Here is a 14,726-nt window from a genome sequence, read left to right as displayed (position 1 = left end):
CTGGAACCAGGACCCTGATTCACAACCGCGTGACGTTGCTTCCGGCCGGAAGCCGGTACGTGGTGTCAAGGACGGCGGGCGCGTCGCGCAGCCAGTCGATGTCCATCTCGGAGTGCCTGGTGTGAAGGATGACCAGATCGGCGTCCCAGTCCGAGGGATCCTCCAGCGACTCCAAGGCGCTTCCCTGGCCGTCGGGAGCGGTGGGGCACCACGGATCGTGGTAAGCGACGACTGCGCCGTCGGCCACCATTGCGGCAATGATTTCCAGGGCCGGCGACTCGCGGAGGTCCTCCACGTCGGGTTTGTAAGCGACGCCGAGGAGCAAGACACGGGCGCCCTTGATTCCGTGGTTCCGGTCCGACAGGATGCGGCGGGCCTTTTCCACCACCTGGTGGGGCCTTCCGGCGATGCCTGCCATGGCGTGCTCGATAACTGGCGCTGTAACCCTGGCTTTCCTCAGCTGCCACAGCAGGTAGTGCGGGTCGCAGGGAATGCAGTGGCCTCCGACGCCGGGACCCGGAGTGAAGGGCATGAAGCCGTAAGGCTTCGTCGAGGCAGCATCGATGACGTCCATGACCTCCATGCCCAGCTCGTGGCAGATGTCCGCAAACTCGTTGGCCAGGGCGATGTTCACCGCCCGGAAGGTGTTTTCGACGAGTTTGGTCATCTCGGCCACATCGGCGGAAGGCACGACGTGCACCAGCTTGGTGCTGGCCTGGAGCAGCGCCTCTGCGGCTTCACCGCAAGCCGGCGTTACGCCGCCCACGACCCGGGGAACGTCCTCATGCGAGAAAGCATCTACTCCGGGGTTGATGCGTTCCGGCGAGAACGCCACGAACACATCCCGTCCGGGGATCAGGCCCTTGGCGGCCAGCGGCACTGCCAGCAGGTCCCGGGTGGAGCCCACGTAGGTGGTGGACGTCAGCATCAGCAGCTGGCCCGGTACTGCGAATTCGACTACGGAGGCGCACGCCGCCCGAAGGATCCCGAGGTCGGGCACCAGGTAAGGATCCACAGGGGTGGGGACGCAAACCACCACTGCTGCTGCCCGTGCCAGCAATGAGAGGTCCGTGCTGATCATGAACGACGGATCTTCCAGCGCCTCACCCAGCCGGACCTTGTCCGAGTCCAGCAGGTCTGCCTGCCGGGACCGGATGATCGCCAGCCTGTTCTCGGACACGTCCAGTCCCAGGACCCGCCGTCCGGAGGCGTTGATGGCCAGCGCGGTGGGCAGGCCCACGTAGCCCAGTCCGACGATTGCGACGTCGAACGTGAACGTGTGGTCCTGGCCGTCTGCGTCGTTCGCCACAGACTCAGATTCAACGGTCCCGGCCAGCTCAGGCGCCGTCGAGCCATTTTCCGGCCACTCCCTGGAATCCTCCAGCAGCGGTGGAAGCTCGGCCCTGGTCAGCGCGGCCTTATGGGTCTTCAGTTTGGTGTTCGGTGTCATGCTAAACCGACCTCCCGGTGTTCGATTTGTCCCGTTTGTAAGAAAGCCGGCGACGAAGTCTGGCAGATCCTGGTCTCAGAAGACGCTGCCCGGATCGTCGCCGGCTCGAATGGGGTGCCCGCGATTGGCGGTATGCTGGTCGCCCTGGAGGAGGGTTCCAGGTGGATAACCACATGAAATTCCGGAAGCCAAGTGTCAGCTGGTTGATGCATTTAAAGACCCACTACTTTCCCCAATAGATGCCTGCGGCCCAACAAGCTACAGCGTATTAACCAACGACCTGCGGGGGCGCGAGTGGGCTCTACCCGTCTTTACGGGTGCATCACTGAGGGGAACGGGGTGGTACCCGCCCGTTCCGCCCCTACCACTCGCATCGGTACTCGCATGAACGCAGCCGGAGAATGCAGGGGGCGGTCCGGCGTGCGGGCGCGACAAGATCGCGCCAGGCCACCGGAGGCTTGGCGGCCGTTGCTGGCGGAGGGCGGCTATGTTAGGTGGCGCCATGTAAGTGGCACCGGGTTGAGCGGCGCCGGGTCAGGCCGTCCCGTGCAGCCCGGCGTGGCGGGCGCCGTAGGCGACCAAAGCCAGGTCCTCCCGATGGCTGATGCCCAGTTTCGCAAACATCCGGTACAGATGGCCTTCCACCGTCCGGAGCGAAAGCCCCAGCTGAAGGGCTATTTCCCGGTTGCTGGCCCCGGCCTGGACAAGGGCGGCAATTTCCTGTTCGCGCCGCGTCAGCTTGTGCAGATCCGGTGGGATCTCGGCCGCCGAACCCCCGGTTTTGTTGAGCGCCGCGTTGCGCTGTTTGACGAGTTTCTGGGCCTCGAACTGACGGGGTTTGTCTCCGCGCGTCTCCAGTATCCGCAGGGCATGGGCAGCGCATTCCGCTGCCGAAAGGTCCAAACCGTCCCGTGCTGCGGCGTCGCTCATTTCCACGAGCCGGTTGACGTCCTTGGAAGCGAGGGCACGGCAGTAAGCGGCCAGGAATTCCGCGCTGCGTCCCTCACAGGCCTCCGCGGTCGCAGCCAGGCGCGGGACGACGGAAAGGTCGCCCAGCCGGAGCACAAGGGACAGAATCTCCATTTCGTAACTGAGGAATCCGGAGGATGCCGCCGCGTCGGCCAGAGCCGTTAGCTTGGATACGGCGGCCGGAACACCGACGCGTTCAGCCAGCGCCGCAACAGTGTATGCCTGCCCCAGCAGTGATGCATGGCGATGGTCCGGCAGCAGTGCGTCATAGGCCTCGGCATGCGCCTTGGCGGTTTCTGTCCGGTTGAGGATGGAGGCCGCGTATGCGGTGGCCGCCAGGGCGTCGGGCAGGTCGCCGCCGGCGTCGGAGAGACGCAGCACCTCGGCAGCCTGGCTCAATTTTGGCAGCGCGGCCGCGATAGTCCCCCGGCGAAGGTCAGCCGCGCCCGCCGCGAGGTGCAGCATCCCGCCGAAGTAAATCAGGGAATTCGACGCCTGCGCGATGTGGTTCTGCAGGTACTTGTCAAGGACGTCGAGTTCACCGGCATGAAGCAACGCCAGCAGATAGCGCCGCATCACGAATTCGGCATATTCGAGACGCCGGTCGCCGCTGTCGGCAAGGATGTCCTCAACCACCATCACTATCTGCAATGCGGACACGGCGCGTCCCGTAAGTGCCAGCGACTCTGCCAGCAACGTTCCGGCCAGAAGCCGGGACTCGTCGTCGTCCGTCGTCTCCCAGATCTGCTGTAGTTCCGGCTCCGCTTCCACATGGCGGCCTGCCGCCTGATAACCCTCCAGAGCCAGGAGCCTGCTGCCCAGCCGTGCTGTCTCCAGTTCCTTCGCATCGAAGCCGGACTTGGCCGCTTCCAGCCTGGAGACGGCTTCTGCCCATGCATCGGCCGCACGCAGCACGGACTCCGGTCCGTTGCGCTTGCCTGCTGCAAGCTGGGCTGCCAGCATCGACGCCTGCCGGACCGTGCGCAGGTCGGTGGCTTGTTCCACCACGCCCTCGAGGCACAGGCCGGCTCCGATGGGATCGCGGCCATACAGCTTGGCGCGGGCCAGCTCCACTTGGGCCGCAAGCTTGAGGGAAGGCTCCCTGATGGCACCCACTACGCGTTCCACGTAGTCAGGGATGAAGAGGCGGTTCGCCAACTGGGCGGCCTCAAGGATGTCGGCGTCAGGGACCGTAGCCCCGGACTCCAGGGCCCACGTGACATGCCGGAGCCTGCCGTCCAGGGTCTCAGGCCTCGAATCCAGAAGGTCGACGATCCGCCGCCGGATGGTGACGCTGCGGGCGGTCGGGACAAGCTGCCTGATCACTTCCCCGATCAGTGGCTGCGCCAGGCGGACATGCCTGGCGGCGTCGGCCGAGATTGCGATGAACTGAAGCTCCTTGAGCTCATCGACGGCGTGGCTGTCGCTGGCACGCTGCAGGACGCTGAGCGGGATGGCCTCGGCCAGCGCCACTGATTCCAGGGCCTGGCGCTGTTGGGGGTTCAGCTGCATGATCTGGTTCCTGACCAGGTCCATCAGCCGGACTGTGGCTGCTCCCGGTTCGCCCAAAAGGACCCACGTGTCGTTTCGCTGCAGCAGGTGGCCGCGCGCCTTGGCGTGGGCTATCAGTTCCAGCAGGAACATCGGGTTGCCGCCGGATGACCTGAACAGGACCGCGCTTGCGCTGGGCACCAGCGGCGAGCCGAGCACCCGCGTGCACAGCTCGTCGGCTTCCTCGCTGCTCAGCGGCTGCAATTCGAAACGGTCCACCAGGCCCTCGGACCACATCTGCAGCACCTCCGGCGGCGGCGACGGGTGCGGCCTGCACAGCAACACCACCCGGGCGGCCTCCGCGGCCGCCAACTGCGCGATGACTGCTGCACTGCTGTCATCAAGATGCTGGGCGTCTTCCACCACCAGCACCGCTTGGGACTGGTCCCTCAGACCCTCCGGATTCAGTTCAGTGACCAACGCCTTGAGCACGGCACGCGGCTGGTCGGTCTGTCCGGGGGTCAATGCGGTCAGCAGGGGCGCCAGGGCTGCGTACGGAACCTCCGACAGCGACGGACCCGCGTAGACGTAAAACGTCCGGATCCGGCTGCCAAGCTCAAAAATGACTTCGTTGGTGAGCGCAGTCTTGCCAATGCCGGCGTCGCCCAGAATCAGCGCCCCGGGACCATTGGTGTCCAGGAGGCAGTCGACAACCGACGCGACCATGCCGAATCTCCCGATCAGCCGCTCTGCCGTGATAGTGGTTTCACTCATGGCTAGTCATCTCCTGTACTTCCAAGGGCCACCGGAAGCTCCAAGCGCTCTTCGATTTTTAGCTTGCCGTAAATCTGGTAGAGGTGGCCCTCCACGGTCCGCACCGAAACGTGCAGCTGGGCCGCAATGCTCTTGTTGCTCGCTCCGGCGGCGGCGAGTTGCGCTATCTGGAGTTCGCGGGCCGTCAGCGTGAGCCGGTCGTGGTTTCCGTCCTGCGGGGTCCGCAACCTCCTTCGGCAGGTCTCCGCCAAGTGCTTGGCCTGCCGGACCAGGCTCCGTTCGATCCGCGCCTGGTCGAGGTTCAGCACCGACTCGGCGATGTCCAGGGCAAACCTGTCGTTGTGCATCCTGGCTGCAAGGTTTGCGGCCGCCATGAGTTCGTCGGCTTCACCTGAAATAACGCCCTTGGCGTATTGCCCGCACAGTTCCGCGAAGGGGCCCTGGCTGTCACCTGCACTGGCCAGAAGCCGCGGCGCCGCACCTGCCTCCCCCAGCCGGACAGCCGAGCTGAGGCACAGCAGCTCATGTCCGACGTTTCCGGAACCACGGTCGTCCTCCGCCATGCGCAGCAATTGTTCAATTCCCGTCCGGGAGCCCTCCAGTTCCGCCCGTGCAAGTGCCGTGAAGTAGCCTTCCGCGCGGGAGACCTTCCACGTTTTCCGCCTGGAACCGGACTCCGTCTCTGCAAGGTACCCAAGTGCCCGTTCGCGCTCGCCTTGCAGTGCCGATGCGTAGGCAGCCGCAGCGCAGGCGAGGGGCAGGATGCCGTCGGTGTCCTGGATCCGCAACTGGCTGATCCCGGGAACAAGCAGGTCAAGCCCGTCCCGTCCACGCCCCTGCATGCAGGCGCAGATCGCTTCCGGAACCTCCGTCGCGCTAAACCGCCGGTAGATGACAGATGACGGGAGCCAGTCCTCAGTCGGCAGGGCCTCTGCCGCCTCATCCCATCTGCCGGCCACGAGGTAGGCGAAGCGCAGCCGGGAGATCACCGACTGCGCGATCGCCACCGGGATCTCAGGCCGCAAGCACTGCAACTTCAACTGCTCGGCGAGCTCGGCGGCTTCCGTCTGGCGTCCCGTCACTGCCCACGCTTCACACAGCCAGCTGCCTGCCTGGAGACGGAACTCCGCGCTGTGGAACTCAACATTGTCCAACGCCTCTGCGAGGGTGGCAGCCATCTCACGGTAGCTTCCGGCGTAGCTGGCGGCTTCGGCCTCGGCAAGTGTCAGTTGTTCCCGGATGCGCCGGAGTTCCGGTGCAGGCATTCCGGCCGCCGGACCGGAGGTGTCCTCATAAAGTACTTTCCGCGCCTTGGCCAAGGAACCCGCGGCTTCCTGCCAGGCGTCCGGGGTGGCCAGGAACACCGAACTTTCGGCCAGCAACAGACCGATCCATTCGGCTAGCGCGGCGTTCTCCGGCGCCGCCTGACGATGCCGGCGGACCACGTCCAGTGCCTCATCCACCTCGCCGAGCGTCATCAGCGCCAGCACTTCCTCGGTGACTGCCGAGGCAAGTGCTTCGTGGCCCGGGATGGAGCGGGCGAAACGCAGTGCGAGGGCCGCATCCAGCCGCCTGTTGGCAAGGCGTGCGGCTGACAGGGATTCTTCCTGTGACAGCGAGGCACCGCAGTCAAGGGCCCAGACCGCGAATGGCAGTTCCGTGGCAGGCGTCCGGAGTGAAGGGGCCGCTGCGAGGAGCACCATTTCGCGGAGTTCGTTGCTCCGGCCCGGCGGCACGTTTTCCCGCACCACGTCGGCCACCAACTGGCTCTGGATCCTGACGCGGCGGGGCAGGGAGTCCTCCACCGCCAGGACCCCGCGTTCTTCCAGTGCGTCCACGTCATCGGCGTCCACCAGCGTGAGCAACGTATCCAAAGGCAGCGTTTCTGCCAGCGACAGGATTTCCAGGATCCTCCGGTCAGCCTCGCCCATCCGCCCGAGCCGCGTGGCGATGAGGTCGGTGATGGCCCGTCCGTGGACATGGTGGTCCGCCGTCAGGACCCACACCCCGTCCCGGACAACCAGGGAACCGGAGTCGGCAAGTTCCATGGCCAGCATCTTGAGGTAGTGCGGGTTGCCGTCGCTGGCGGCCCAGAGCGATTGGACGGCCGAGTGCGAAACCTTGGCGCTGAGGCCTTCTTCGAGCCAGCTGACGGCCTCGCGGAAGGACAGCGGCTCGAGGTTCACGCGCGTGAGGAACCCGCCGTCGCACAGTCCCGAGATTTCCGCCGACAACCGCAGCGGATCGGAACACGTCAAAACCAGGCGGACTGCACGGTTGCGGGCCAACTGCGCGATGGTCACGGCCGTCAGTTCATCAGCTTCGCCTGCGTTGTCGACAAAGAGGTAAACGGTCTTCCCGTGGGCCCGTTCGCGCAGGAGCCGCATGAGGCCGGACAGTACAAGCACCGGATGGTTCAAATACCCCGGCTCCAGGTCGCTCAACAGCATGTTGAGTGCGCCGTAGGGTGAACGGGAAAGGGCGGCACTGCACCGAAGCGTCACAACCAGGGAATCGTCTCGGAATTGTTTCAGCGCGTGGGTGGTCAGGAACGTCTTCCCGGTTCCCGACGTTCCGGTCACCAGGACTCCGCCGGTGGACTCCGCCAGGGCCCGGGTGATGTCACTGACCGCCTGCTTTCGACCGATCAATGGCCAGGCGGCACCCCGCGTCATTCCGGCGGATCTGTTGGCGTGCGAGCTGGCCACATTATCGGCTGTCAACATGAGTGAGACCTCTGTAATTACGAGCGATTCCTGGTACCCCAAATTAACCAGCTCGCACGCCCGCGGGCACCAGTAGTGAGTACTCGAATTTGCCTGTCACCCATACCTGTACTCGGAAAGCAAGTACCCCTGGACGCCCTGTCAGGCCACGCGGGTCCGCGGATCCGGGGCCGAAAACGGTTCCGGCAGCTGCTACGGACGCAGCAAGATAGTTAACAAGTCGCGGCGGCCAACGGATGCAGCCGGGTCTTCGGGTAGTACCCGGTCGACCAGGTACTCATGTCCCGGGTGCTTTCTTAACTTGCACTCCCGGATCCTCTGCGAGTCCTGCCGCCGCGGCCAGTTCATCACGTCCTGCAATCCCAAGCTTCAGGTAGCAACGGTAAAGGTGGCCTTCCACCGTACGGACCGAGATTTGCAGCTTGTCCGCGATCATCCGGTCGCTGAGTCCCGTTGCCGCCAGTCCAACAATGTTCCGCTCACGCTTTGTCAGGATCGGAGCCACCGTGTCCGGCTGGGCTTCGGTGCCGGCGTGGCCCAGCTCTTCGTTACACCGCGCGACGCCGGCGCGTGCCAAGGCAGCCAGCTCCCGGTTGCGGCTCCGGTCCAATGAGGCCAGCGCGGCCGCATACGCATCAGAGGCCAACTGGAACGCCGAGGCAGTGAAGAGGGCGTCCCCTGCACGGAGGTAGATTTCAGCGCTGCCACTCGAGAGGGCCGCACAGTACTCCGCCAGCGCCGCCGCCCAGGTTCCTTCCACTGAGCCGGCAAGCTCCCGCAGCCGCTCGAGCCTGGTGGTGTCGCCAAGGCCGAGGGCCATGGCGAGGGCGTTCAGCTCCAGGAAGACGGCATTCTGTTCCGCGGCTTCCTCAGCACTCCGGTGCAGGGCCGCGAGGCCGGCTCCATCCCCCGCCAGGTGTTCCTCACCGGCGGCCAGAAAATCCCGGGCAAAAGCTGTGACCAGATGCATGCCGCGCTCGCCCCATGCCTCGTAGTCAGACTTCAGCCTGCCTGCCTCCGTTTTGAGGCCCTGGGCGGCCGCCACATAGAAGGCCATGGATGCGCAGAACCGGAACATCTGCTGGGGGTCACTGTCGCGGAGGGCCTCGAGCCCTGTGGTCAGCAGCTCCAGGGCGTCGGCGAGCTTTCCCTGCCGCACGGCAATGTAGCCCATCACTACGTAGGCGGCGCCGCTGAATGAAACCATGGCGGATCCGAAGGACGTCTCCGCGTACCCGTCCAGGAGCTGTTGCGCCTCGGCCCACTCACCGGCGGCCAGATCGCAGGCGACAAGTCGGACAACGATGAACTCGGGGAGGAAGAAGATGTCGTTGTCGGGAGGCTGGGCCTGGCCGTAGGCCTCCATGGCAAGTTGGCGCCCCTGAAGGGGATATCCCAGCGCGCACAGCCGCTCGGCCTGCAGTGCCAGCGCCATGGACCTGGTGAGGGCTCCGTCGGGTTCCCCAGCCCACCCGCCGGCTTCGAGTAGCTCATCCAGCCGGGGGCCCATCTGGCTGTAATCGCCGGAGAGCGAATACGCCATGAGTTCCACCAGGGACGCCCTGCGCGCCGTGACCTTGAGGATGGCTGCCGAGTCCGCAGGCTTGGCCGCAGCCTCTTCCTGGCCCCACTGCCGGAGGCGGCGGGCATCCTCTGCGATATCCGCGGCGGGGTGCCCGAGTGCGGTCCGGGTGGCGGACCTCAGGAGGCTGTTTACGGCCATATGCACCAGACCGTTTCCGGTGTCCACGTTCACGTTCAGAAGGGCGGCTGCTTCGTCGTAGTGTCCGAGGTTATAGTGCGAGCGGGCCATCACGGCCCGTGCAGTCTGTTGCAGTTCGGGGTCCCGCACGGCCCAGGCGATGCGCAGGGCCGTTTCACTCTGGAAGAGCTTGCAGGCCAGAACAGCCGCCCGGATCAGCAGGCGGCCCGGCACTTCTGCCCCGCAGTCCAGGGACCAGGAAACTATCCGAAGCAGCGACTCCGGCTTGTCGACGGAGATCTCCATCCGGGACACGAGTTCCTTGTGCAACTGCAGGCTTCGGGCGGCGGGAACGATCCGGCGCAGGACCTCCCCGTAGACCGGGCTGACCAGCCGGAGCGTTGGTTCGCTGTCCACCGATTGGACGACGAGCCGCTGGTCCAGCAATTCCTTGACGGCAGGCTCGCCCGCGATCTCCCCTACGAGCGTTCTGTCCACGGGTTCCGCCAGCGCGATGAGGTTCAGTGCTTCCCGGCCGTCGGCCGAAATACGCATGAGCTGGACCTTGACGACGGCGGTGAGCTCCAGCGTGCGGACATGGGACGAGCCCGCATTGAGCCACACCCCGTTGCGCTGGATCAGGTCGCCGGAACGCTGGGCCTCGCGGACCAGCGTCTTGAGAAGCAGGGTGTTCCCTCCCGCCTCCTGCCAGTATTCACGCGAAGTGCTGTTGAGGACTTTGCCCTGGAGCAACGCTTCGCAGAGACGATGCCCCTGTTCCATGGTCAGCGGGGCAATATCGAAACGTTCGGCCGTACCGTCGTGCCAGAGCCGGAGCAGCGGCTGCGGTATGCCGGGCCGCGGAATGCAGGTGGCCACGAGTTTGGCCCAGCCGGCCTGGACAAGTTCAGCAATCATCTCGGCCGTGGCGGTGTCGAGGTCATGGGCGTCGTCGACCAGCAACAGGGCGGGTCCCGGGCTCTTCCTGACATTTTCGAGGTGCGTCCACAACGCCCGCAGGACGGCCACCTTGGATGTGACGTCCTCAACGGAGAGGTCAGCCAGGTAGGGGGACAACGCCCCGTACGGAACCGGCGAAAGTGAGGGGCTTCCGTGGACAGTCATGACGGCCTGCCGGCCGTTTCCGGAGTTGTTCAACTGCGCCAGCAACGACGACGCTCCCAGCCCGGCGTCGCCCACCACGAACACGGCCCAGCAGTCATCAGACGCAAGGGCATCCTTGACTGCCGACAACATATCCCCCCGGTCGATCCAGGGTTCATCAGCATTCTGGCGCCGGGTCCCGGCGCGCGACCGCCCCGAAGCCTTCCCGTCAGACTTGAGCGGATCCTTCAAGCTCACTCCTCGATGAAATCCCCATTTTCGTGAAGATCTGGTAGAGATGGCCTTCCACAGTACGTATGGAAAGCTGCAGCCGGTTGGCGACTTCCTTGTTGCTCAATCCCTGGCTGGCCATCCTGGCAACCTGCCGTTCCCGTTCCGTCAGTTCCGGTCCCACTGTGTGCGGCATCAGCGGCAGCACAGGGAGCGTCTCCACGAGGCGGTCCAGACGATGCTGGGCTGCCCGTGCGGATTGGGAGTCCCCCTTTTCCCTCGCGATGTCCAGCGCCAGCACCACGCACCTGGATTCCACCGCGTCGAGGTGGAGTTCGTGGGCCAGTGACGCCGCCTCAAGCAGGACCTTGGAGTCCTTCTTCCTGCTCCCCTCCCCGACCAGCCGGTTGACGCTGGCCATTTTCCCTTGCCGGCGGGAGGAAACCTCGGTCAGCAGGACCAGTTCTTCCTCCGTTCCATGCACGGTAGCACCGAACAGGCTGATGGAGGCAGTGGTTGTCCGCCCCTTGGAAATATCCTCGTGGGCGGACTCGATCAGCTTCTGTTTGGCGCCAGGGTCCTTGAGCCACCGCTTGGCCATCCGCACGCAGAAGTCAGCCATCCAGGAGGTGAACCAGGCGACGTGCTGCTCCTCCTGGGCAGCCAGGTCCAGGAAGTTGCGGGATTCCTGGATATCACCGCCCTGGGCATAGGCGAAGGCCAGCGCGGAGCAGGCCAGTGACGGTCCGTAATAGCTCCGCCTGATTTCCAGCTGGGCCTGGGCACCCAGCAGCGTGTCGATGGCGAGGTCGGCCCGGCCGGCGTAGGTGTAGGCCACGCCCAGCGCGAGTTCGGCCGCCCCGCCGAGATACTGCATGATTTTGGGTTTCTGGTCCAGGGCTTCCGTGAGTATCCGGACGCAGTCCTCCCACTGGCCGCTGCAGAGCAGGGCAGCAAACAGGCCTTCAGCCTTCCAGCCCAGCATCCCGGGCGCCACGTGTGACTGCTCCATGCGGTGCTCAATCTCGGCCGCCAGGGCAATGGCGTCCGCTTCCCTGCCCAAGATTGCCCAGGCCATGGTCAGCAGGCAGGCGCAGTTGAGGACATACAGCGGATCGCCGTCTTCCTTGTAGGCCCGCTCCAGGTCCTCGGCAACGGCTTCATAGTCGCCCTGGTGGATCATCTGCTCGAATTCGGCGAGCCTGACCAGCTCATGCGCGCGGGCAAAGTCGGCCGGCGTTTCATTGCCGATGGATGCCCTCTCCCGCCGTGCCAGCTCCTGCCGGGCCGCCGAAAGGATGCCCGCGATCCGGGTGTATCCGCCGTGGACCCAGAGCAGCGCACTGCAGAAGTCCTGCACGTACCCCGCGTACGCGGTCGCGGGAAGCTCAGACAACTGCTCGGGCGTGACTTCCTCCAGGACTGCCACTGCCGGTTCGTGTTCGGCCAGGGTCATGTAGGCGGCCGCACGCTGCCGGGCTGCCTCAGCCCAATGCGGGTCTCCGACGTGGATCTGCGACAGGGCCTCCAGTGCGAACACCGGATCGAACAGCCGGTTCGCCGCAGCAGCCGCGGCCAGTGCAAACGCCGGCTCCACGGGTTCACCGCAGTCAAGTGTCCAGGCCACATAACCGAGGAGCTCTTCGACATCCATCTCTGCAGGGGTTGCACCCACAACCCTCGCGACGAGCTGGTGGAGCTCCTTGCGACGCGGCAGGTCCATCCAGCCCCGTATCACTTCGCCCACGTACTCATCTTTCAGGCTCACCCAGCGACGGCCCGTCTCGCCCACCTGCAGGTAACCTGCCTTTTCTAGGTCGGCAACGACTGCGGGGTCCAGGACATCGAGCAGGACGAACAGGGGGACCCGGCGGATCAGGGCCAGCCACTCCAGTCCCTCTTTGACCTTGGGTGTCTCACGTGACAGCCTGGACCGGACCAGGTCCACCAGGGCATCGGCTTCCGCGAGGTTGATGCCGCCGCGAAGCGCCCAGACTTTTCCGGCAAGGTGGAGGTTGCCCGAACGAAGTTGCTCAATGACAATCGCCTGCAGAACCAGCGGGTTTCCGCCACTCGCGGCGTAGAGGGAACTGGCCGCGGTGGCAGTCACAGGGCGCCCGAGGACTCCGGCAAGCAATTTGCTCACTTCCGGCCGGGTGAAGACCTCCAGCCGGACTTCCTCGAGTGAATTGTTGCGAAGGAGCCGGATCAGGTCTTCCGGCATGTCCGTGACGTTCCGGACGGTCACCATGAGCTTCGCAGCGCCGCTCAGGATGAGGTGCATCAGGACAGCGGTGCTCATGCTGTCGATGGCCGGCAGGTCCTCGAGTACCACCAGAACCGGACGTCCGGCGGCGTCCTCGCGGATGAGCCGGGAAATGCCGTGGACAATTTCGCCGGGCGATTCCAGCACATGGCCGGGAAGCCTTGCCACGAGAAACGCGAGTTGGCCAAAGGGAATGGCGGGATCCGTGGTTGTTCCGTGCAGGTGGATGACGTGCATCTTCCCCACCAGCTGGGACTCCACCGCACGTGCAAACGTGGACTTGCCGACGCCCTGCGCACCTACTACAACGACGCCGTGAAGATCGTTATCGCCAAGGATCGATACAACGGACGCCTGAAGGTCCTGCCTGACCAGAGACGACCACTTACGACGCTCTGAGGCTCCCATGCCCCGGCGTTCCGTCTCCAGCAGCCCCCCATGTTCAGAGCCTGGTGATGCAAGCACGATCGATCACGCTACCTTCGTGGCTCGAGCTGATGCGACTTGGCTGAGCCGTCGGGTGTTCAGTTTTCCGATGCCGCCAAACGAGGCAACAAGGCCTTGAATGTGAAAATTACCATAGCAGGTATGGCTAAACAATTAGGCCGCATTTATGCAATTGGTTAACCAATTGCACTGCACCAACCGTGACCAGTCCCCCACCCGCAGGTTACCCTCTCAAAGCGGTTTTGGGACAACGTTACTGAAGTGCCGTGTGATATTTCTGCTGTGCGGCCGCGAGCCCGTCCTTGACCACTGCCTCCACTGCATCGGCGGCGTCGTCCAGGAGGAAAGGCAGCTCCTTCTTTTCGACGGTGGAGAAGTCCTTCAATACGAAGTCGGCGGTGTCCATCCGTCCCGGCGGACGGCCCACCCCGACGCGGACCCTCAGGTATTCCTTGGTGGCCAGGGCCTTCGAAATGTCCCGCAGGCCGTTGTGTCCTCCCTCGCCGCCGCCGATCTTTAGTTTGACGGTGTTAAAGGGAATGTCGATTTCGTCATGGACCGCGACGACGTGCTCGGGATCGATGTCGTAGAACTTCGCCAGCGCGGATACCGGTCCCCCGGAGACGTTCATGTAGCTCATCGGCTTGGCCAGGACGACGCGGGGCCCCCCGATGCCGAGGCGGCCCTCAAGCACATGGGCGCGTGCCCTGTGCACTTTGAAACTGCCGCCCACCCGGCGGGCCAGTTCATCAAGCACCTTCTGGCCGACGTTGTGCCGGTTGTTGCTGTATTCGGTGCCGGGGTTGCCAAGGCCTACGATCAGCCAGGTGTCAGTCATGCGTCAATCCTAGGGTTAATACAATCGGGCTTTTAACACGGCAGTGGCCGGGCCCCGACGGGGACCCGGCCACTGCTGAACCGGTTGCCGAATTACTCGGCTGCGGCCTCGGTTGCCACGGCGGTTGCTTCCTCGGAAGCCTCTTCCTCGGTGACCTCGGTGGCCTCGGAGATGTTGACGACCAGGGATTCCGGGTCAGCCAGCAGGACGGAGCCCTTCGGCAGGACCAGGTCGGAGGCGTGGATGTGCTCGCCGGCCGCGCGGCCTTCGATGCTGACCTCGACGGCGGTGGGCAGGTGCGTCGCCTCGGCCTCGAGCGAAACGACGGTCATTTCCTGGTTATAGACGTTGCCCGGAGCAAGCTCACCGGTCACGTGCACGGGGACGTCCACGGTGACCTTCTCGCCCTTGCGGACGGTGAGGAGGTCGATGTGCTCAACGATCTGCTTGATCGGGTCGCGCTGGACGTCCTTGACGATGGCCAGGTGGCCTTCGCCGTTGATGTCGAGGGAGAGCAGGGCGTTGGGCACGCGGACGGCCAGCGTGGTGGCCTTGGCCGGAAGGGTGATGTGGATCGGGTCTGCGCCGTGGCCGTAGATGACAGCCGGAATGAGGTTGGCCATGCGGGCGCGGCGGGCGAAACCCTTGCCGAATTCGGTGCGTACTTCTGCTGCGAGCTTCTGCTCAGACATGAATATCTCCTTGAATCTAAACGGTGTTCAGCAAGG

7 protein-coding genes are annotated in these 14,726 nt (G+C 64.7%); all 7 read right to left on the bottom strand.

The window, feature by feature from the left end; translation table 11 throughout:
* Positions 1 to 19: 19 nt before the first annotated feature.
* Entirely contained in the window at positions 20 to 1,450 is a 1,431-nt protein-coding gene (locus RW112_RS16425) for a nucleotide sugar dehydrogenase (protein WP_317782789.1), read from the bottom strand.
* Between the two features lie 534 nt (positions 1,451 to 1,984).
* Entirely contained in the window at positions 1,985 to 4,684 is a 2,700-nt protein-coding gene (locus RW112_RS16420) for a helix-turn-helix transcriptional regulator (protein WP_317782788.1), read from the bottom strand.
* A 2-nt stretch (positions 4,685 to 4,686) separates the two neighbouring features.
* Complete coding sequence (locus RW112_RS16415) at positions 4,687 to 7,410, bottom strand: helix-turn-helix transcriptional regulator (protein ID WP_317782787.1); 2,724 nt, start codon at positions 7,408 to 7,410, stop codon at positions 4,687 to 4,689.
* 277 nt (positions 7,411 to 7,687) lie between these two features.
* Positions 7,688 to 10,468 carry a helix-turn-helix transcriptional regulator gene (locus tag RW112_RS16410; RefSeq protein ID WP_317782786.1) on the bottom strand — a complete coding sequence of 927 codons (2,781 nt, stop codon included), beginning with the start codon at positions 10,466 to 10,468 and terminating at the stop codon, positions 7,688 to 7,690.
* Positions 10,446 to 13,121 (bottom strand): helix-turn-helix transcriptional regulator, encoded by a 2,676-nt coding sequence (locus tag RW112_RS16405; RefSeq protein ID WP_317782785.1) that lies wholly within the window; start codon positions 13,119 to 13,121, stop codon positions 10,446 to 10,448. Before RW112_RS16405 ends, RW112_RS16410 begins: the two co-directional genes overlap by 23 nt.
* 292 nt (positions 13,122 to 13,413) lie before the next feature.
* Positions 13,414 to 13,998, bottom strand: a complete 585-nt coding sequence (gene pth, locus RW112_RS16400) for an aminoacyl-tRNA hydrolase (RefSeq protein ID WP_317782784.1) — start codon at positions 13,996 to 13,998, stop codon at positions 13,414 to 13,416.
* A gap of 92 nt (positions 13,999 to 14,090) precedes the next feature.
* Positions 14,091 to 14,690: a 50S ribosomal protein L25/general stress protein Ctc gene (locus tag RW112_RS16395; RefSeq protein ID WP_317782783.1), complete on the bottom strand. Its 600-nt coding sequence runs from the start codon at positions 14,688 to 14,690 to the stop codon at positions 14,091 to 14,093.
* Positions 14,691 to 14,726 lie beyond the last annotated feature (36 nt).

Source organism: Arthrobacter sp. B10-11, from assembly GCF_033142195.1.
Taxonomy (GTDB): domain Bacteria; phylum Actinomycetota; class Actinomycetes; order Actinomycetales; family Micrococcaceae; genus Arthrobacter; species Arthrobacter oryzae_C.
Note: the sequence above shows the minus strand (reverse complement) of the source record. Positions and strands in the feature narration are given on the sequence as shown.

Excerpts from the sequence above, each read along its gene's own strand:
- RW112_RS16425 (WP_317782789.1), bottom strand. The coding sequence starts at position 1,450 with ATGACACCGAACACCAAACTGAAGACCCATAAGGCCGCGCTGACCAGG.
- RW112_RS16420 (WP_317782788.1), bottom strand. The coding sequence starts at position 4,684 with ATGAGTGAAACCACTATCACGGCAGAGCGGCTGATCGGGAGATTCGGC.
- RW112_RS16415 (WP_317782787.1), bottom strand. The coding sequence starts at position 7,410 with ATGTTGACAGCCGATAATGTGGCCAGCTCGCACGCCAACAGATCCGCC.
- RW112_RS16405 (WP_317782785.1), bottom strand. The coding sequence starts at position 13,121 with ATGGGAGCCTCAGAGCGTCGTAAGTGGTCGTCTCTGGTCAGGCAGGAC.
- pth (WP_317782784.1), bottom strand. The coding sequence starts at position 13,998 with ATGACTGACACCTGGCTGATCGTAGGCCTTGGCAACCCCGGCACCGAA.
- RW112_RS16395 (WP_317782783.1), bottom strand. The coding sequence starts at position 14,690 with ATGTCTGAGCAGAAGCTCGCAGCAGAAGTACGCACCGAATTCGGCAAG.